The 19,311-nt window shown below is 63.2% G+C and carries 15 protein-coding genes; 9 read left to right on the top strand and 6 right to left on the bottom strand.

The window, feature by feature from the left end:
• Positions 1-188 precede the first annotated feature (188 nt).
• On the top strand, positions 189-1,901 hold the full coding sequence (locus KI241_RS08235) for a monovalent cation:proton antiporter-2 (CPA2) family protein (protein WP_212803551.1): 1,713 nt from the start codon (positions 189-191) through the stop codon (positions 1,899-1,901).
• 8 nt (positions 1,902-1,909) lie between these two features.
• Here KI241_RS08235 and KI241_RS08230 read toward each other — a convergent pair whose 3' ends face one another.
• Positions 1,910-3,118, bottom strand: a complete 1,209-nt coding sequence (locus KI241_RS08230) for an ammonium transporter (RefSeq protein WP_042731697.1) — start codon at positions 3,116-3,118, stop codon at positions 1,910-1,912.
• A 339-nt stretch (positions 3,119-3,457) separates the two neighbouring features.
• On the opposite strand from KI241_RS08230, the gene KI241_RS08225 reads away from it, so the two are divergent.
• The 7 genes from KI241_RS08225 to KI241_RS08195 all read left to right on the top strand — a co-directional run bounded on the left by KI241_RS08225 (position 3,458) and on the right by KI241_RS08195 (position 13,675).
• Complete coding sequence (locus tag KI241_RS08225; RefSeq protein WP_042731698.1) at positions 3,458-3,772, top strand: DUF883 family protein; 315 nt, start codon at positions 3,458-3,460, stop codon at positions 3,770-3,772.
• Complete coding sequence (locus tag KI241_RS08220; RefSeq protein ID WP_123578582.1) at positions 3,772-4,164, top strand: phage holin family protein; 393 nt, start codon at positions 3,772-3,774, stop codon at positions 4,162-4,164. Before KI241_RS08225 ends, KI241_RS08220 begins: the two co-directional genes overlap by 1 nt.
• A complete protein-coding gene (locus tag KI241_RS08215; RefSeq protein ID WP_042731699.1) occupies positions 4,161-4,496 on the top strand; it encodes a hypothetical protein in 336 nt (111 codons plus the stop codon). The genes KI241_RS08220 and KI241_RS08215 overlap by 4 nt, the downstream gene beginning before the upstream one ends.
• Positions 4,497-4,595: 99 nt before the next feature.
• Positions 4,596-5,924, top strand: coding sequence for a deoxyguanosinetriphosphate triphosphohydrolase (locus KI241_RS08210; protein WP_047737490.1), 1,329 nt, complete (start codon positions 4,596-4,598; stop codon positions 5,922-5,924).
• Positions 5,925-6,353: 429 nt separating this feature from the next.
• A complete protein-coding gene (locus tag KI241_RS08205; protein ID WP_042730435.1) occupies positions 6,354-6,980 on the top strand; it encodes a response regulator transcription factor in 627 nt (208 codons plus the stop codon).
• 10 nt (positions 6,981-6,990) lie between these two features.
• Positions 6,991-10,608 carry a transporter substrate-binding domain-containing protein gene (locus KI241_RS08200; protein ID WP_047737491.1) on the top strand — a complete coding sequence of 1,206 codons (3,618 nt, stop codon included), beginning with the start codon at positions 6,991-6,993 and terminating at the stop codon, positions 10,606-10,608.
• A gap of 115 nt (positions 10,609-10,723) precedes the next feature.
• Complete coding sequence (locus tag KI241_RS08195; RefSeq protein WP_042730437.1) at positions 10,724-13,675, top strand: HD domain-containing phosphohydrolase; 2,952 nt, start codon at positions 10,724-10,726, stop codon at positions 13,673-13,675.
• A 110-nt stretch (positions 13,676-13,785) separates the two neighbouring features.
• On the opposite strand, the gene KI241_RS08190 is transcribed toward KI241_RS08195, so the two are convergent.
• Both KI241_RS08190 and KI241_RS08185 read right to left on the bottom strand, forming a co-directional pair.
• Entirely contained in the window at positions 13,786-14,268 is a 483-nt protein-coding gene (locus tag KI241_RS08190; RefSeq protein WP_047737497.1) for a GAF domain-containing protein, read from the bottom strand.
• On the bottom strand, positions 14,265-15,155 hold the full coding sequence (locus KI241_RS08185) for an ATP-binding protein (RefSeq protein WP_042730439.1): 891 nt from the start codon (positions 15,153-15,155) through the stop codon (positions 14,265-14,267). Before KI241_RS08185 ends, KI241_RS08190 begins: the two co-directional genes overlap by 4 nt.
• Before the next feature lie 163 nt (positions 15,156-15,318).
• On the opposite strand from KI241_RS08185, the gene KI241_RS08180 reads away from it, so the two are divergent.
• Complete coding sequence (locus tag KI241_RS08180) at positions 15,319-17,640, top strand: response regulator (RefSeq protein WP_212803550.1); 2,322 nt, start codon at positions 15,319-15,321, stop codon at positions 17,638-17,640.
• Here the strand turns inward: KI241_RS08180 and KI241_RS08175 are convergent.
• From KI241_RS08175 to msrB, 3 genes are all read right to left on the bottom strand, one after another.
• Positions 17,624-18,085, bottom strand: a complete 462-nt coding sequence (locus KI241_RS08175; RefSeq protein ID WP_042730441.1) for a MarR family transcriptional regulator — start codon at positions 18,083-18,085, stop codon at positions 17,624-17,626. The two genes, KI241_RS08180 and KI241_RS08175, sit on opposite strands and share 17 nt — an antisense overlap.
• Entirely contained in the window at positions 18,082-18,567 is a 486-nt protein-coding gene (locus tag KI241_RS08170) for a glutathione peroxidase (protein ID WP_042730442.1), read from the bottom strand. Before KI241_RS08170 ends, KI241_RS08175 begins: the two co-directional genes overlap by 4 nt.
• Positions 18,568-18,807: 240 nt before the next feature.
• Positions 18,808-19,203: a peptide-methionine (R)-S-oxide reductase MsrB gene (gene msrB / locus KI241_RS08165; RefSeq protein WP_047737501.1), complete on the bottom strand. Its 396-nt coding sequence runs from the start codon at positions 19,201-19,203 to the stop codon at positions 18,808-18,810.
• Positions 19,204-19,311: the final 108 nt, after the last annotated feature.

The raw sequence follows: 19,311 nt of genomic DNA, 5'->3' as shown, positions 1-19,311 counted from the left end.
GGCAGGTAGACCCAAAAAAGATAGACGGTCATTCTAGGCCCGCACCGGGAAACCGTCGAGCCGCTGCCTCGCTTCAGGGTGTTTCGGCAAAACGCTGATGCAAATCACTGAAGATTGAGGCTTTTGCGGCGAGGCTGGGTGCCTTTCCCCGCTACGCTGTCAGTTGTCGTCTTGAAACGGAGTGCCCCTTGTTTGCCAATCTGCTGATCATTCTTGCCTCATCCCTGGTGGTCATCGCCTTGTTCCGACGCCTGCGACTGCCGCCCGTGCTGGGCTATCTCTGCGTCGGGCTGGCCGTGGGGCCGACCGCGCTGGACTGGGTGAACGACAGCGAAGAACTGCCCGACTTGGCCGAACTCGGGGTGGTGTTCCTGCTGTTCTCGTTGGGGCTGGAGTTTTCCCTGTCGAAAATGCTCGAGCTGCGTCGGGTGGTGTTCGGCCTCGGCAGCCTGCAAGTACTCGCCACGGGGACGGTCCTCGCCGGGCTGTTGGCCTTCTCTGGCGCGCCCCTGGCCGCGGCGCTGTTGCTGGGGGCAGGGCTGGCCTTGTCGTCCACCGCCATCGTCAGCAAGGAACTGACCAGCCTGGGGGAAATCTTCAGCAGCCATGGCCAGAACGCCATCGGGGTGTTGTTGTTCCAGGACGTCATCGCCGTGCTGCTGTTGACCCTGGTGCCGGTATTCGCCGGCAGCAGCGAGCACCCGTGGTATTGGGCGCTGCCACTGACCCTCGGCAAGACCCTGGTGCTGTTCGCTGGTTTGTTGCTGGCCAGCCGCCTGCTGCTGCCCCGATTGTTCCATGAGGTGGCTGCCTCGCGGTCCGCAGAACTGTTCGTGCTGCTGGCCCTGGTGATCGTGCTGCTGACGGCATGGCTGACTCACCTGCTCGGCCTGTCCCCCGCCCTGGGGGCATTCCTGGCGGGCATGTTGCTGGGTGAAAGCCACTACCGGCATCAGATCGAGGCCGACATCCGCCCCTTCCGCGACATCCTGCTGGGGCTGTTCTTTGTCAGCATTGGCATGCTGATCGACCTGCAATTGTTCGTCGACGACGGGCTGTTGATCCTCGGCCTGACGCTCGGCCTGATGCTCATCAAGGGCTGCGTGGTCGCTGCCTTGGTGAAGTGGCGCGGCAGCGACGGTGAAACCGCCTGGCGCAGTGGACTGGCCCTGGCCCAGGGTGGCGAATTCTGTTTTGCCCTGATGGCGCTCATGCAGCAGAACCGCCTGATGCCTGCCGACATCAGTGGCCTGCTGCTGGCCGCGACATTCTGCTCGATGCTGCTGACCCCGCTGTTGCTGCGTGCCGCCCCCCACATCGCCGCCCGCCTGCACCGCAAACCCAACCAAGAGGCACAACTGGAGCAGATCAGCGCGCTCAACGCCGGGCTGTCAGGGCATGTGGTCATTTGTGGTTACGGCCGCGTCGGCCAGTCCATCGGCCGGTTCCTGCGGCGCGAAGGCCTGGCGTTCGTCGCCCTGGATGACGACCCGGTGATTATCCAGGAAGCCAGCGTCGACGAACGCTGCGTGCATTACGGCGATTCGCGCCGAGGCGACCTGCTGGGAGCGGTCGGTTTGAATCGTGCGAGGTTGCTGGTGATTGCCGTGGACAAGACCGACATCGCCATCACCGTGCTCAAGGAGGCACGGCGGGTCAACCCGCAGGTGCCGATCCTGGTCCGCACCCGCGACGACAGCCAGCTGGCCGAGCTGCAAGCGGCCGGGGCCAGCGAAGTGGTCCCGGAGTTGCTCGAGTCGAGCCTGATGCTGGCCTCCCATGCCCTGATCATGCTCGGCCTGCCCGAGCAGCAGGTCCGCCATCACGTGGACCAGGTTCGGCACGACCGCTATCGCCTGCTGCACGGCTTCTACCCGGGCGACCAGGACAAGGCGCCCTAGTGCATCGGTCAGTCCTGGCTGATGGCGCCGATCTTGTGAATCGACAAATCGGCGCCGTAATACTCTTCTTCCTGGCTCAGGCGCAGCCCCAGCAGCCCCTTGATGACGCCATACACCGCAAAGCCGCCGGCCAGGGCAATGCCGACGCCCAGCGCCGTGCCGATCAGTTGGCTGGCCAGGCTCACGCCGCCCAGGCCGCCGAACGCGCCTTGGCCAAAAATGCCGCAAGCAATGCCGCCCCAGACACCGCACAGCCCATGCAGTGGCCAGACCCCGAGCACATCATCGATCTTCCATTTGCCTTGGGCGGCGGTGAAGCACCAGACAAACAACGCACCGGCGATGGCGCCGGTGGCCAGCGCACCTACCGGGTGCATCAGGTCGGAACCGGCGCAGACCGCCACCAGGCCGGCGAGCGGGCCGTTATGCAGGAAGCCGGGGTCATTGCGCCCCACGAGCAATGCCGCCACGGTACCGCCGACCATCGCCATCAACGAGTTGACCGCCACCAACCCGCTCACCCCCGGCAGGGTCTGAGCACTCATCACGTTGAAGCCGAACCAGCCGACAATCAGGATCCACGACCCCAGGGCCAGGAACGGAATGCTCGACGGCGCGAACGCCACCAGTCGACCGTCCCGGTAGCGGCCATTGCGCGGCCCGAGCAGGAGTACCGCGGCCAGTGCCAGCCAGCCGCCCATGGCATGCACCACCACGGAGCCGGCAAAGTCGTGGAAACCAGCACCGAAGCGGGCTTGCAGCCAGGCCTGCACACCAAAGTTGCCGTTCCAGACCAGGCCTTCGAAGAACGGGTAGACGAACGCCACGATCAGCACCGTGGCGCACAACTGCGGAGCGAACCGGGCACGTTCGGCAATACCGCCGGAAATGATCGCCGGGATGGCGGCGGCGAACGTCAGCAGGAAAAAGAACTTCACCAGGCTGTAGCCATGGTCGGTGCTGAGCACCGCCGCAGGTTGCATGAAGGTCACGCCGTAGGAAATCCAATAGCCGATGAAGAAATAGGCCAGGGTCGAAACAGCGAAGTCGCTGAGAATCTTCGACAGCGCATTGACCTGGTTCTTTTGCCGGACCGTTCCCACTTCCAGGAACGCAAAACCGGCATGCATGGCCAGGACCATGACCGCACCCAGCAGGATGAACAGTGTGTTGGAGCTGTGGACCAGACTGTCCACGGCACTTTGCATATTTTCCATGGTGATGGCAGACCTGAAAAAGTGGAGAAAGGCACCAAACCGGTTCGCTCGCGCCGACGACGCACCAAGTTGAAACGCGTGGCCGGCTTTGGCCAGCCAGGCGAACCGCTTTGGTGCATCGAAACGGCTGAAACGCAGTCCCGCTTCAAGGCGCTTCGCGGGTTTTGATTATTTGGGTTAAGGTTTTCGGGCTCGCGCCCAGCTTCAGCGCACCAGCGCGGGCTGACGCACCAGTACATGGCAAAAGCCAGAGCAAAAGTTGTACCAGTCACTTTCACTGAACCTTCCGGCAAGGCTCATACTCGAACGCTTCAGACGTCACTTACGGAGATTCACCCCATGGCCAGAACCCAGGCACAGACTGCTCAAGAAATCCTGAAGGAAGATTTTCAGACGCTGGTCAACGACACGGAACGCTTGCTGGACCACACCGCAACGCTGGCGGGTGACCAGGCGGACGTGCTGCGCAGCCAGATCCAGGAAACGCTTTTGCGCGCCCGTGAAACGCTCAAGCTGACCGAAGATTCCATGCGCGAACGTGGCCAGGCGGCCGTGGACGCCACCGAGGAATATGTCCAGGCCAACCCTTGGCAATCCGTCGGCATCGCGGCGGGCGTGGGCTTTCTGATCGGCCTGCTGGCGACCAGACGCTGATGATCGGCCTCGACGAATCCGGCTCGCCCGAAGCGGGCACCGCCCCCACGGCACGTCGCCTGAGCGCAGCCTTCCTGGGTTTGCTGCACAGCCATGTCGAATTGTTCGGCATCGAATTGCAGGAGCAGAAAGCGCGCACCGTCAGCCTGCTGTTGTTCGCGGGCCTTGCCCTGGTGTTCGCCTTGCTCCTGCTGGTAGGGCTCTCGGCCCTGGTGCTGATCCTGGTGTGGGATACCTATCGCCTGGCGGGCATCATCGGCCTGTGCCTGTTCTACCTGTTGGCGGCGCTGTTCTGTGGCCTTCGGTTGCGAGCAGCGATCTATGACGAATCGTCGCCCTTCCATGCCACCCTTGAAGAATTGGCCAACGATCGGGAGCGCCTGCTGCCATGAGCCTGCCTGATATCCCTCAAGCCCAGACCCGCCAGGAAATGCGCAAGGCGCTGGTGCGCCTGCGCATGGAGATGCATCGCCAGGAGATCCGCCAGGAAACACGCCAGTTGCTGCTCCCCCTGCGACGGGTACGCGGCCTGTCGCAGAGCTGGCACGAAGGCTTCGGCATCAAGCACGCGCCATTGTGGGGCGTGGCGGCGGTGTCGCTGCTCGGCTTTTTCACCGGCAGGCGCACCCGCGCCGGGCGTACCGGCGGCCTCACCGGTTTGGTCCGGCTGGCCACGACGCTGCTGCCGTTGATCAAATTGGCCAAGAGCGCGCGCAAACCCTGAGGCAACGGTGACAAGGGCAGGTAAATCGACTTGCCCTTGCACCATGCCTCACGAACCGGGAAGCTAGGGCATCGACCCTATCAAACGGAGCAACCGGCCTTGGATTGGCACACCCTGCTGACACGCGAACGCCTCGGAAAACCCCTTCACAGCCCGCAAGAGCTGGGCCGCAGCCCCTTCCACAAGGACCACGACCGGATCATCTTTTCCGGCGCCTTCCGCCGCCTGGGGCGCAAGACCCAGGTGCATCCGGTGTCCAGCAACGACCACATCCACACGCGCCTGACCCACTCGCTGGAAGTCAGTTGCGTGGGGCGCTCCCTGGGCATGCGCGTGGGCGAAACCATCCGCAGCGCCCTGCCCGACTGGTGTGAGCCGAGCGACCTGGGCATGGTCGTGCAATCGGCCTGCCTGGCCCACGACATCGGTAACCCACCGTTCGGTCACTCGGGCGAGGATGCCATCCGCTATTGGTTCCAGCAGGCCGCCGGGCGAGGTTGGCTGGATGCCATGAGCGAAGCCGAGCGCGGCGATTTCCTGAATTTCGAAGGCAATGCCCAGGGCTTTCGCGTGCTTACCCAGCTTGAATACCATCAGTTCGACGGTGGTACGCGGTTGACCTACGCCACCCTAGGCACCTATCTGAAGTACCCCTGGACCGCTCGCCACGCCGACTCCCTGGGCTACAAGAAGCACAAGTTCGGCTGCTACCAGAGCGAACTGCCGCTGCTGGAGCAGATCGCCAACAAACTCGGCCTGCCGCAGATCGAGGACCAGCGCTGGGCCCGGCATCCGCTGGTGTACCTGATGGAGGCCGCCGATGACATCTGCTACGCGTTGATCGACCTGGAAGACGGCGTGGAAATGGATCTGCTGGAATACCCACAGGTGGAATCGCTGCTCCTGGACCTGGTGGGGGACGACCTTCCGGACACCTACCGCCAGTTGGGCCCGCAGGATTCCCGGCGGCGCAAACTGGCGATCCTGCGGGGCAAGGCCATCGAGCACCTGACCAACGCCGCCGCCCGGGCATTCGTCGAACAGCAGGAGGCGTTGCTGGCCGGCACGCTGCCGGGGGACCTGGTGGAGCACATGCACGGCCCGGCCAAGCGCTGCGTGCTGAATGCCAAGGACATGGCCCGCAAGAAAATTTTCCAGGACAAGCGCAAGACCCTGCATGAGATCGGCGCGTATACCACGTTGGAGATCCTGCTCAACGGGTTCTGCGGCGCCGCACTCGAACAGCATGGCGGCCGCACGCCTTCCTTCAAGAACCGCCGCATCCTCGACCTGCTGGGCAACAACGCCCCCGACCCGAATGGCCCACTGCACGCGGCATTCCTGCGCATGATCGACTTCATCGCCGGGATGACGGACAGCTACGCCAGCGACATGGCCCAGGAGATGACAGGCCGCACGCGTCAATAAAAGGTGTGGGAACGACGGTTTGATGGGCCTGGCCCAACCCTGTGGGAGCGGGCTTGCTCGCGAAAGCGGTGGGTCAAATTGCGACGGTATCGAATGACCTGCGCCTTCGCGAGCAAGCCCGCTTTCACAAGGGATTCATGCAAGTTTCACAGGCGAAAACACGGAAAACCTGTCAGCAACATTCAATAAGCCCTGCACGCCACTTGTTTGCATAAACATCCCGCGAAAAGAAACACCTCTTCACAAAAAAGCCTTTATTTCTCCGCCCTGTTTGACCCACCTACTAAAAAACCGATTACATCGTAATATCTTGCCTCTTTTTTTGTAGGAAACTTCTGAAATTGAAGTTGGGTGCCCGTCTCTTCGTACGACCCTGGCTGTAACTGGGCTAAGGTGCGCGCTTTATTAAGCTCGCAGGGTATTTTATTCATGAACTCCGTTTTCATTGTCGACGATCATCCGGTCATCCGCCTCGCCGTTCGCATGCTCCTGGAGCATGAGGGCTATAAGGTCGTGGGGGAAACTGACAACGGCGTCGATGCGATGCAAATGGTGCGCGAATGCATGCCAGACCTGGTGATCCTGGACATCAGCATTCCAAAACTTGACGGGCTGGAAATCCTCTCGCGCTTCAACGCCATGACCACGCCCCTCAAGACATTGGTGCTCACGGCCCAGTCGCCGACCCTGTTCGGCATCCGCTGCATGCAATCGGGCGCTTCCGGCTATGTGTGCAAGCAGGAAGACCTCAGCGAACTGGTCAGTGCCATCAAGGCCGTACTGTCTGGCTACAACTACTTTCCGAGCCAGGCCTTGAACCCGATACGCCCGGATGATCCGCGCAGTATAGAGCTGGATCTTTTCAAGAGCGTCAACGACAGGGAGTTGATGGTCCTGCAACTTTTTGCCCAGGGCCGCACTAACAAGGAAATCGCCAAGGGCATGTTTCTGAGCAATAAAACCGTCAGTACCTACAAAAAAAGACTGATGCAGAAACTCAAGGTCAAGTCCCTCGTAGAACTGATCGAAATGGCGAAACGCAACGCACTTGTGTGAGAAGAACAGGATGCTCAGACGCATAAAGGAATGCCTGCTGCTAGTGAGTGCAGGGTTATATGCAAGTGTCCTCGCGGCGGCGCCAGCCATGCCCGAGCACCTGACGCTGCTGGGCCGCTCGACGGCGGCTGCGTCGATCCAGCTCGACGACGCCCAGAAGGCCTGGCTGCAGGGTCGGCGTGAATGGGTCCTGGGCACGTCCGCGCCCGACTATCCCCCCTTCGACCTTTCCACCAGCGGCCACGACTACGAAGGCATGACCGCCGACTATGCCGGCCTCCTCGCCCAGGCAACCGGCCTGCCCATGAAGGTCCTGCGTTTCGAATCCCGCGACGCCGCCGTGGCAGCGCTCAAGGCCGGGCAGATCGACCTGCTGGGCACCGCCAATGGCTTTGAAGCCCGCCAGCCCGACATCCTGCTGTCGACGCCCTATGCCGTGGACCAGCCGGTGCTCGTCACTCGCGCCAATGAAAGCCGTTCCCTGGCCGAAGGCCTCGAAGGCCTGCGCCTGAGCATGGTCTATCACTACCTGCCCCTGGAGGAAATCGAGCACCTGTACCCCAAAGCCCACCTGACCACCTACCCCTCCTATCAGAACGCGATCAACGCCGTTGCCTTTGGCCAGGCCGACGTCTTCCTCGGCGACACCCTGTCCACCCATTACATGATCAGCAAGGGCTACCTGAGCAACATCCGCATGGCCAGCTTCGGCAAGCATGAGGCCTTTGGCTTCGGGTTCGCGGTGCGCCGCAGCGACACCCGCCTGTTGGAGATCATCAATGCCACGCTGAACCAGATTCCCCTCGCCGAACACACCAGCATCGCCAAGCGCTGGAGTGCCGGCAGCGACATGTACCTCGCCGATCACCGGATCCAACTGACCGACCGCGAACAACGCTGGCTGGCGGCGCATCCGGTGGTGCGGGTGGTGGTGAATGAACATTCCGCGCCCTTCACCTTCTTCGATTCGGACGGCGCCTTGCGTGGGATCAGCGCCGACCTGCTGGAGTTGATCCGCCTGCGCACCGGCCTGCGCCTGGATATCCAGCGTCGCCAGAGCGACAGCGAGATGATCGCCGCGATCCAGGAAGACCAGGCCGACCTGATCGCCGCATTCCTGCCCAGTAGCGAACGGCAGCAGAAATTGAAGTTCAGCCGACCTTACCTCGACAGTTCGTTCGTCCTTCTGACCCGTAAACAGTCCGGCACCCCGGCCACGCTCGACCAGTTCGGCAGTCGGAGCCTGGCCATCGCCAAGGGCAACCCACTGATCGAATGGCTGCGCCAGCACTTTGCGGACATCAGGATCGTCGAGGCAGACGGCACCCTGGGGGCCATGGAGATGCTCGCCCAGGGCCAGGTCGACGGCGGGGTCAGCTCGTTGGTCATGGCTAACTACTTCATCTCGTCCCACTCCTGGCGCGACACATTGCAGATCAACAGCACCGTCGGCACCCAGCCGGCCCTGTTCGCCCTCGCCAGCGCCAAAAATGCCACCGAACTCAATTCCATCCTCGACAAGGCCCTGACCAGCATCGACCCCGATCAACTGGGGGTGATCAACAACCGTTGGCGCGGCTACGTCTCGGCGTCGCAACATACCTGGCGCACCTATAACCGCCTGTTCTTCCAGATCGTCGCAGGCGTCGGCCTGCTGTTGCTGCTGTCGCTGGCCTGGAACGCCTACATGCAGCGCCAGATCCGGCAACGCCAACGGGCCGAGCTCGCCCTCAACGACCAGTTGGAATTCATGCACGCACTGCTCAACGGCACGCCGCACCCGATCTACGTGAGGGACCGCAACGGCTGCCTGCAAAGCTGCAACGACAGTTACCTGCAAACGTTCGACGCCAGGCGCGAAGACGTCATTGGCAAGAACGTGATGCCGGGGGCCATGAGCAATGCCTTCGAGGCGCAGGAGTACCAGGCCGACTATCAACGGGTGATGGCCGAAGGCACCCCGCTGATCGTCGATCGCCCCCTGCACATCGGGGACAGGGAACTGACCATCTATCACTGGATCCTCCCCTACCGGAACTCGGCCGCGCAGGTGCAGGGCATCATCGGCGGGTGGATCGACATCAGTGAGCGACGCCAGCTTTTCGAAGAGCTGCGGGCGTCCAAGAAGCAGGCCGAAGACGCGAACCGCGCCAAGAGCACCTTCCTGGCGACCATGAGCCATGAGATCCGCACACCCATGAACGCGGTGATCGGCATGCTTGAACTGGCCCTGAAACAGACCGACAAGGGTCATGTGGACCGTTCGACCATCGCCGTGGCCTACGAATCGGCCGCCGGCATGCTGGAGCTGATCGGCGACATCCTGGACATCGCCCGGATCGAATCGGGCCACCTGAGCCTGGCACCCGAGCGCGTCAACCTGCGGGCCATGCTGCAATCGGTGATCCGGGTATTCGAAGGCGTGGCGAGGCAGAAAAACCTGGCGTTGTCGCTGCAGTTCGACGCCGCCGAAGGCAACCCGGACGTGTCGATCGACCCGTTGCGCTTCAAACAGGTGCTCTCGAACCTGATCAGCAATGCCCTCAAGTTCACTGAACAGGGCCGGGTGCTGGTCAAGGTCCGGTTGTCACCCACCGACCAGGACGACGTCCTGCACTTGCACCTTGAGGTCAACGACAGCGGCATCGGCATCGGCCCGGCAGACCTCAAGCGCCTCTTCGAACCCTTTGCCCAGGTCGACAACAATGGCCGGATGGCGCGCAAGGGCGCCGGACTGGGGCTGGTGATCAGTCGCAACCTGTGCCAGATGATGGGTGGCAACCTGCACATGAACAGCCAGCCCGGCCTTGGCACCCAGGTCCAGGTCCGGCTGCGGCTGAACGTCTTGCCAGCGGCGCCGGCCGGCGTGGCCGCCGAGCCGATCATCGAAACGGCGGCAGGCGTGCTGAACGTCCTGGTGGTGGACGATCACCCGGCCAACCGCCTGCTGATGTCACAGCAACTGGAGTACCTCGGCTACCCCTATCAGGTTGCCCATGATGGCGCCCATGGGTTCGAGGTCTGGCAGCAAGGGCATTTCGACCTGGTCATCGCCGACTGCAACATGCCCATCATGAGCGGCTATGAATTGGCGCGTTCGATTCGCCGCGAGGAGTCCGAGCAGCAACGCCCTCCCTGCACCATCCTGGGGTTCACCGCCAATGCGCAGCCGGAGGAAAAACAACGGTGCCAGGACGCGGGAATGGACGACTGCCTGTTCAAGCCCATCAGCCTGAGCGCCCTGAGCCAGTGGATCAAGGCCGTCAAACCCAGCCGGCAGGCCCGGGTTTTCAGCCTGCAAGGCCTGCAAGCACTGACCGGCGGCGATCCCTCGTCCACCCACCGCCTGCTGAGCGAGATGCTCAACAGCAATCGCCTGGATCGCCAGGAGCTGCTCGACGTGGCCCGGAGCGGCGAGCGCCAGGCCTTGAGCGAGACGGCGCACAAGATCAAGGGGGTCGCCCGGATCATGCAGGCGACGTCGTTGATCCAGCGTTGCGAGGCACTGGAACAGGCCTGTCAGCCCGCCTCGGCACCGCAGCGGATCAGCGAATGCGTCGAAGCCCTCGACCAGGCCATGATCGACGTCGGGGTTGCCCTCCAAACAGCACTCGCCAAGGCACGATAACCCAGCGTTTACTATGCTGTTGCCTGAGCAGTGCGTACCAGGGGTGTTCTCGATCAGCGTCCCCTCCACGCGGAAACACCCTTTGAGAACGCCCCTTACACTTGGAGTGACTGCAATGCCCAGCGCACCGCGTACGGATAAACGCCGGTTCCCCCTGCACGTCCATATCAGCGTGATGTTCACCCTGCTTCTGCTGCTGACCGGCGTGGTACTGGGCATTTTCAACTATCGGCAGACCACGCAAATCATCCTCTCCAGCAGTGAAAAACTGTTCAACCGGATCGAGCAGGACGTGCGCCTGGATTTGTACGACACCTACGAACCGATCCGCCACCTGCTGGGTCTGCTGGCCGATTACCCGGCCACGCGCTCACCCCGGATGGAGCAACGCCTGGCCTTGCTCGGGCCCTTCAGCCAGGCGCTGCGGGACAATCCGAACCTGGCGTCGTTGTACCTGGGTGATGCCCTGGGTGATTTCCTGATGGTCCGGCCGTTGCGCAGCGCGGCCCTGAAAACCGCCGTGGGCGCCCCGGCCGACGCGGCCTACCAGGTCTGGACCGTGGAGCGAGCGACGTCCGACGGCTCGGTTCGCGCCCAGTCGCTGTTCTACGACGAACACCTGACGCTCATCGATCACCGGGACATCGCTGAAGAGACGTTCGATCCGCGCAATCGAAGCTGGTTTCGCAGCGCCGCTGGCTCCGCCGAGCAGATCACCACCGAGCCCTATCTGTTCTTCTCCACCCACACCATCGGCACCACCCTGGCCCGGCGCAGCGGCGAGCAAGCGGTGATCGGCGCCGACCTGACACTCGCGGCGCTGTCACAGACCCTGGCCAAGCACAAGGTCACCACCGACACCGAGATCGTCCTGCTCGACCCCAAGGGTAACGCGGTGGCCTATCCCGACAGCAGCCGACTGGTGGCGGACGCTCAATCCGCGCGCCTGGTCAAGGCCCGCGACCTCAACCCGGCCATCGCCGCCACCCTCGACGACAGCACGGGCACGTCGCGCCTGGAGGCCGCCGGACGGCGCTGGATCGTATCGCACAGCCACATGCAGGAAGGCGGACCGCAAGGCCTGGAACTGGCGCTGCTGGTGCCCGAGGACGAACTGCTCGACGAGGCCTATCGCATGCGTTGGCAAGGCGCGCTGATCACCCTGGCCACCCTGCTGTTGTGCCTGCCGCTGGGCTGGCTGACATCGAGGATCCTGGTCAAGCCGCTGCGCGCGTTGGTGCAAGAGGCCGATGCCATTCGCAGCTTCGACTTCAATTACCCGGTCTCGCGGCGCTCACCGGTGCTGGAAGTCGACCAGTTGAGCGTGTCGATGGCGCGCATGAAGGAGACCCTGGCCAGCTTCTTCAAGATCACCGCCAGCCTGCGCGCCGAGACCCGCTTCGCGCCGCTGCTGGAGCGGGTGTTGTTCGAGACCGTGGCCATCGGCCAGGCCCAGGCCGGGCTGATCTACCTGCGCGAAAACGATGACAATCGGGTCAAGCCGTATGGGCTGGTGATCGAAGGTGTCCCCCGGGACCTGGCAGCGTTCAAGCTCAACAGTTACGAGCTGCAGGCCGAGCGCAGCCCGCAATGGCTCCAGCAACTGGCTGTCTCGGACAATCTGGTGACCTCCCTGGGCTTCGAACAGGCGGCCGACCTGCAAGGTGTCCTGAGGGCGATGGACGCTCCCCGGGCCCACCTGATCGGCATCCGCTTGCGCAATCGCCACCAGGAAACCGTCGGCGTCCTGGTGTTGCTGATCAACGACAGCGGCACCGAAGCCGACCTGGAAAAGCTGCAACCGGACCGCATCGCGTTTCTCCAGGCGGTGTCCGGGGCCGCCACCGTCAGCATCGAAGGCCAGCGCCTGCAAGCCCGACAGAAGCAATTGCTGGATTCGTTCATCCAGTTGCTGGCCGGCGCGATCGACGCCAAGAGCCCCTACACCGGTGGCCATTGCCAGCGGGTGCCGGTGCTGACCCTGATGATCGCCGAGGCCGCGGCGGCGAGCCAGGCGTCGGCGTTCGAGGCGTACCAGCCAACGGAAGATGAATGGGAAGCGCTGCACATCGCCGCCTGGCTGCACGATTGCGGCAAGGTCACCACCCCCGAATACGTCGTCGACAAGGCCACCAAGCTGGAAACCCTGAACGACCGGATCCACGAGATTCGCACGCGCTTCGAAGTGCTCAAGCGAGACGCCTGGGTCGACTACTGGCAAGCGATGGCGGCGGGCGGCGACCCGGCCTCACTGGCGCAGCAACGCGATGCGACATTGGCCAGCCTCGATGACGACTTTGCCTTCGTCGCCCGCTGCAACCTGGGCTCCGAAGCCATGGTCGACGCCGACCTGCAGCGCCTGCAAAACATCGCCCAACGCCCATGGCAGCGCACGCTCGATGACCGCCTGGGGGTGTCCTGGGAAGAAAACCGCCGCCAGGCGCGCACGCCCCCGCCGACGTTGCCCGTCACCGAAGCGTTGTTGGCGGACAAGCCAGAGCACCTGTTCGAGCGTCACGAAGCCGAGCTGATCCCGGCGGACAACCCGTGGGGCTTCAAGCTCGACGTGCCGCGCTGGAAGTACAACCGCGGCGAACTCTACAACCTGAGCATCACCCGCGGCACGCTGACCCGTGAGGAGCGCTACGTCATCAACCATCACATGGTGCAGACGATCCTGATGCTCAGCCAACTGCCCTTCCCCAGCCACCTGGACAACGTGGCGGAAATCGCCGGCGGCCATCATGAAAAGATGGACGGCAGCGGTTACCCCAAGGGACTCAAGCGCGAGGAAATGAGCCTGCCGGCCCGCATGATGGCAATCGCCGATATTTTCGAAGCGCTGACGGCAGCCGACCGGCCCTACAAGAAGGCCAAGAAACTGAGCGAAGCCCTGGGCATCATGGCCACCATGTGCCGCGACGCCCATATCGATCCGCAGTTGTTCGGCTTGTTCATCGAAGAACAGATCTACGCCCGCTACGCCGAGCAGTTTCTCGACCCGCAGCAGATCGATGAGATCGACCGGGACGCCCTGCTGGCCCGAGCGGGATTACGACCATGCTGAATCGCACCGCACCCCGTGTTGGAGCAAACCTGCCGGCCCACCGCAAGGTCATGCACCCGACAGGGCCCGCGCGATGGCGGGCCAGCCTTGCTCCAGCCGGTTGGCCTCGTTCAGCACTCGGTCAGGCGCAGGAAAATCGCCGCCATCGCTTCGATGCCGGCCTGATCGTGCTCGGTAAAACGCGCCAGTTTCGGGCTGTCCAGGTCGAGCACGCCAATCAGGCGCCCGTCCTTGACCAGAGGCACCACCAGCTCGCTGTTCGACGCGCTGTCGCAGGCGATGTGCCCGGGAAACTGGTGGACATCTTCAACCCGCTGGGTCTGTCGGGTCGCCGCCGCCGCGCCGCACACGCCCCGGCCGAAGGGAATCCGCACGCAGGCGATCTGGCCCTGGAACGGCCCCAGGACCAGCTCGTCGTTGCGATTGAGGTAGAAACCGGCCCAGTTCAGGTCCTCCAGCTGGCTGAACAGGAACGCCGAGAACTGTGCCGCGTTGGCGATGAAATCACGCTCATCGGCCAACAGGGATTGCAGCTGTGCCGATAACAGACCATAGCCGTCGAGGCCCTGGCCGGTGCTCTTCAAATCGATCATGCCTTGTGCTCCAAGAGTTTGAGCCCTACCCAATAACGGGCGAACTGGTAGGCGCAACGTCCGTTGCGGTTGCCGCGGCCGGTGGCCCAGCGCACCGCCTGCACGTCCAGCGCCTCGTCGCGCTGCCAGGTCAACCCGGCCTTGGCCGCCAGCTCACCGATCCAGTGCTCCACCACGTCGAGGAAATGCTCCTGGGTAAATGGATAGAACGACAGCCACAGGCCGAAGCGGTCGGACAACGCGATCTTGTCCTCCACGGCTTCGCTGGGGTGCAGCTCGCCATCGACTCGCTTCCAGTTCTCGTTGTCGCTCTCCTTTTCCGGCACCAGGTGACGGCGGTTGGAGGTGGCGTACAACAGCACGTTATCCGGTGCCTGTTCGAGGGAGCCGTCCAGGACGCTTTTGAGCACGCGGTAATCGCCTTCGCCGGACTCGAACGACAGGTCATCGCAGAACAGCACGAAACGCTGTGGCAGTTTCGCCACCTGCTCGACCACCCGAGGCAGGTCGGCCAGGTGGTCACGCTCGATCTCGATCAACCGCAAGCCATGCTGGGCATGTTCGGCCAACAGCGCACGCACCAGGGACGATTTGCCGGTGCCCCGCGAGCCCCAGAGCAGCGCGTGGTTGGCGGGCATGCCGTCGATGAACTGGCGGGTGTTGCGCCCCAGTTGCTCGACCTGGCGATCCACGCCGATCAAGTCCGACAGGCGCATGTCGAGGCTGACCTGAAGCGGCAGCAGGAAACCGCTGCGCCCATCCCGTTGCCAGCGGGCGGCCAGGGTCTGGGTCCAATCGATGGCGGGGCGCGGCGCAGGCAACAAGGGCTCGATCCGGGCCAGCACCGCATCGGCGCGTTCAAGAAAAGCATTCAATCGAGAGTCCACGTCTTTTCCTCGGACTGGTTCACGGTAATGATGGCGCTGCAGCGACGAAACGCCTTACCCAATGGCGGGTCTACCCCAAATAACATAAACCGGCCACGCCGGAATTCAGCGATGATCAGCTATGCTTGAGCGGCGAAGGGAAACGTAAGTGGTTCATCACTCAATGGACATCAGATTCACCCAGCGGCTGTCCTACAAACAGGCCCGCCTGACCGTCCTGGTGGGCTTCGTGCTGGGCACCTTATTGAGCCTGATGCAGATCGGTATCGATTATGCCAGCGAAGACGCCTCGATCAACCGTGAAATCCTGTCGCTTTTGGAAATCAGCCACAACCCGGCCTCGCGCATCGCCTACAACATCGACGCGGAACTGGCCCAGGAGCTGTCCCAGGGCCTGTTGCGTTCACCGGCCATCATCGGCGCCGAACTGGTGGACAACAACAAGACGGTGCTGGCCAGCGTCAAGCGACCCGAACTGCAAAGCAGTTATCGATTCATCAGCGACTTCCTGTTTGGCGCCCAGCGCCAGTTCGAGGACCGTCTCTACCTGGACCATCTGCCTGACGAGTCCCTCGGCGTGCTGCGCCTGGATGTCGACACCTACTCATTCGGCAGCCGCTTCCTGCGCCGGGCCGAAGTCACCCTGCTCAACGGGTTCGCCCGTAGCCTGATCCTGACCGGCCTGCTGCTGGCGCTGTTCTACGTGATGCTGACCAAGCCCCTGGTACGGGTCATCCGCGAGCTGAGCAGTCGCGACCCGGGCAGCAGCGAACAGAGCCGCCTGGAATGCCCCGCCGGCCACCAATACGACGAAATCGGCGTGCTGGTGTCAGTGGCCAACCAACAGTTCGAGAACATCTCCACCGAAATCCAGCAGCGGCGCACCGCCGAAAACCGCCTCACCGAATACCTGGCGCAACTGGAAAACATCGTCTCGGCGCGCACTGCCGAACTCAAGGCCATCAACGCCCGCCTCAGCCAGTCCAACGAAGAGCTGGAAGTGGCCCGGCGTACCGCGCTGGACATGGCCGAGGCCCGCTCTGCCTTCCTCGCCAACATGAGCCACGAGATTCGCACGCCGCTCAACGGCCTGCTGGGGATGATCGCCCTGTCCCTCGACGGCCCGCTGACGGCCGAACAACAGCAGCAGTTGTCGATTGCCCACGACTCGGGCAAGGTCCTGGTGGAACTGCTCAACGACATCCTCGACCTGTCGAAATTCGACGCCGGTCAGTTGGAACTCGAGCGCATCCCGTTCGACCTTGGCTCGCTGGTCGAAGACACCGCCAACCTGCTGTCGCAGAATGCCGCCCCCAGCGTCGAGCTGGCCTGCCTGATCGACCCGCAGTTTCCAGCCCAGGTCCTGGGCGACCCGACGCGGGTACGCCAGATCGTCAGCAACCTGCTGTCCAACGCGTTGAAATTCACCCGCTTCGGCCGGGTCGATGTGCGCTTGAGTCAGCACGAAGGGGGGGTGCGGATCGAGGTCTGCGACACCGGCATCGGGATTCCCCAGGAAGCACAGGCCAGGATCCTGCAACCGTTCACCCAAGCCGGCGCCGGGATCACCCGCCAGTTCGGTGGCACCGGGCTGGGCCTGGCACTGACCTACAACCTCTGCGAAGCCATGCAGGGCCGGTTGACGATCAGCTCCGAGGCCGGCTTCGGCAGCCAGTTCTGCGCCGACCTGCCCCTGCCCTGCCACACCCCGGCGCCGTCGGTCGAACCACTGCGCGGCAAGGTCGTTGCCATCACCGACAGCAACAGCGGGCTGGCCGAGTTGCTGGGCATGCTGTTGCCCGGCTGGGGCCTGGACTATCTACGGCGCTCCGTGGATGACGGACTGCTGGGGCTCGAACCCGACGTGCTGATCACCGACTGCCCGGAGTGCCTGTTCAACCTGCGGCCGACCTTCGACGCCCCGATCCTGCTGGTAACCGCCTACGGCAGCTTCATGCCCAGCGAACAGGCCGCGGCCCTCGCCCCGCTGTTGCAACAGGCCCGGCCGTTGGCGCGTCATGCGCTGTACCAGATTCTGCGCCGAGCCCTGCAAAGCGAGGAAACCACCATCAACGATGCCCGGATCGATACCCTGGCGCCCTCCAGGCGTGGCCGGGTGTTGCTGGTGGAGGACAATCCGGTCAACCAGTTGGTGGCCAAGGGCATGCTGGGGAAACTGGGCTGCGAAGTCACCATTGCCGCCCACGGTGTCGAAGCCCTGGACCAGCTCGAACAGCATGTGTTCGACCTGGTGCTGATGGACTGCAACATGCCGGTGATGGATGGCTACGAGGCCAGCCGGCAGATCCGGCGCAGTGGTCGCTGGTCGCAGTTGCCGATTGTCGCGCTGACGGCCAATGCCATGCCCGAGGAACGCGAGCGCTGCCGCGCGGCGGGCATGAACGACTACCTGTCCAAGCCGTTCCGCCGCGAAGAACTGGCGGCGATCCTGGACCAGTGGGTGCCCACTACGTCAGCGCTCTGATCTGCCCCAATAAATGATCGAGACCGTCGCGCAGTTCCCCGAGGCGGTCCAGGTCAATCCCGCTGTCGCATAACAGGCGGGCCTTGAGCGGCCCGACCTGCTCTCGCAAGGCCCGCCCCGACTGCGTCAGGCTCAGGTGCACCTCACGCTCGTCCCGAGGCGAACGCTGGCGCTGGACCAGCGCCAGTTGCTCCAGGCGCTTGAGCAGCGGCGTCAACGTGCCGGAGTCCAGCGACAAGCGCTCGCCCAGGGCCTTGACGGTGGGTTGTTCCGGCGCCGTTTCCTGCCATTCCCACAGCACCAGCATCACCAGGTATTGCGGGTACGTCAGGCCGAGCTGGTCGAGCATCGGCTTGTAGCCACGGATCACCGCCCGCGAGGCGGCGTACAGCTTGAAGCACAACTGGCTGTCGAGCTTCAGCGCATCGGCTGGCAACGGGTTCATTTGAGCAGTGCTTCGATCTCGCCAGTCAGGTCCTGGGGCTTGGTGGTCGGGGCGAACCGCTTGACCACCTGGCCGTCCTTGCCGATCAGGAACTTGGTGAAATTCCACTTGATGCCCTTGGACCCCAGCACCCCGGGGGCCCGTTGCTTGAGCTGGACAAACAACGGATGGGCGTTGGCCCCGTTGACCTCGATTTTCTTGAACAGCGGGAAACTCACACCAAAGTTCAGCTCGCAGAACTCGCTGATCGCCGCCTCGTTACCCGGTTCCTGCTTGCCGAACTGGTTGCAGGGAAAGCCCAGCACCACCAGGCCCTGGTCCTTGTAGGTCTGCCACAGGGCCTCGAGCCCTTTGTACTGTGGGGTGAATCCGCACTGGCTGGCGGTGTTGACGACCAGCACGGCCTTGCCGGCGAAGTCGGCCAGGGTCTTTTGCTCACCCTGGAGGGTGGTGCACGGGATGCTCAGCAGGTTGTCGCTCATGGCAAGGCTCCAAAGGAATGGGACTGGCGTGCAAGATAGCGAGCAATTCAATTGTGTGCAATTTAATTACAAGCAAACAGCACTGGAACATCTTGGGCTGTTGCCGACAACGGACATGTGGCGAGGGGATTTATCCCCGCTGGACTGCGAAGCAGTCCCCCTCGGTCCGTCTGACAAACCGCATGCTCAGGCCTTGGGGCGCTTCGCGCCCCAGCGGGGATAAATCCCCTCGCCACACGTCTATTCACGGGGGACGAGATCCAGGCACACCGAGTTGATGCAATAGCGCAGGCCCGTGGGCGGCGGGCCGTCGGGGAAGACATGGCCCAAGTGTGCGTCGCATCTGGCACAGACGACCTCGGTGCGGATCATGCCGTGGCTGATATCCCGCACTTCCACCACCGCACTTCCCTCTATCGGCGCATAGAAGCTCGGCCAGCCACAGCCGGAATCGAATTTGGTCTGCGAATCGAACAACGGTTCGTTGCAGCAGATGCAGTGGTACACGCCGTCGGTCTTGGTGGCGTTGTATCGACCGGAGAACGGCCGCTCGGTGCCTTTCAGCCGGCAGACGTTGTACTGCTCCGGGTCGAGCATGGCACGCCATTCTTCAAGGGTTTTCTCCAACTTTTCCATCGTCCTACCTCGGCAATTGAAAAAGCCCGATCCGACGCTTTTCCGCGGATCGGGCGGCACGTATGATTGCGCCTCGTCAGACGCCAGTCTGGCAGTCACGCCATGCGC

The organism is Pseudomonas sp. Cab53 (assembly GCF_018325965.1).
Classification (GTDB): Bacteria; Pseudomonadota; Gammaproteobacteria; order Pseudomonadales; family Pseudomonadaceae; genus Aquipseudomonas; species Aquipseudomonas chlororaphis_E.
The sequence above is the reverse complement of the archived record's forward strand: the minus strand, read 5'-3'. Positions and strand labels throughout refer to the sequence as shown.

What these genes read in the sequence shown, in the direction of transcription:
- KI241_RS08190 (WP_047737497.1), bottom strand. Translation starts at nt 14,268, where the DNA reads ATGATCGATTTGAAGAGCACCGGCCAGGGCCTCGACGGCTATGGTCTG.
- KI241_RS08215 (WP_042731699.1), top strand. Translation starts at nt 4,161, where the DNA reads ATGAGCCTGCCTGATATCCCTCAAGCCCAGACCCGCCAGGAAATGCGC.
- KI241_RS08220 (WP_123578582.1), top strand. Translation starts at nt 3,772, where the DNA reads ATGATCGGCCTCGACGAATCCGGCTCGCCCGAAGCGGGCACCGCCCCC.
- KI241_RS08205 (WP_042730435.1), top strand. Translation starts at nt 6,354, where the DNA reads ATGAACTCCGTTTTCATTGTCGACGATCATCCGGTCATCCGCCTCGCC.
- msrB (WP_047737501.1), bottom strand. Translation starts at nt 19,203, where the DNA reads ATGGAAAAGTTGGAGAAAACCCTTGAAGAATGGCGTGCCATGCTCGAC.
- KI241_RS08200 (WP_047737491.1), top strand. Translation starts at nt 6,991, where the DNA reads ATGCTCAGACGCATAAAGGAATGCCTGCTGCTAGTGAGTGCAGGGTTA.
- KI241_RS08175 (WP_042730441.1), bottom strand. Translation starts at nt 18,085, where the DNA reads ATGAACCCGTTGCCAGCCGATGCGCTGAAGCTCGACAGCCAGTTGTGC.
- KI241_RS08230 (WP_042731697.1), bottom strand. Translation starts at nt 3,118, where the DNA reads ATGGAAAATATGCAAAGTGCCGTGGACAGTCTGGTCCACAGCTCCAAC.
- KI241_RS08195 (WP_042730437.1), top strand. Translation starts at nt 10,724, where the DNA reads ATGCCCAGCGCACCGCGTACGGATAAACGCCGGTTCCCCCTGCACGTC.
- KI241_RS08170 (WP_042730442.1), bottom strand. Translation starts at nt 18,567, where the DNA reads ATGAGCGACAACCTGCTGAGCATCCCGTGCACCACCCTCCAGGGTGAG.
- KI241_RS08225 (WP_042731698.1), top strand. Translation starts at nt 3,458, where the DNA reads ATGGCCAGAACCCAGGCACAGACTGCTCAAGAAATCCTGAAGGAAGAT.
- KI241_RS08180 (WP_212803550.1), top strand. Translation starts at nt 15,319, where the DNA reads ATGGACATCAGATTCACCCAGCGGCTGTCCTACAAACAGGCCCGCCTG.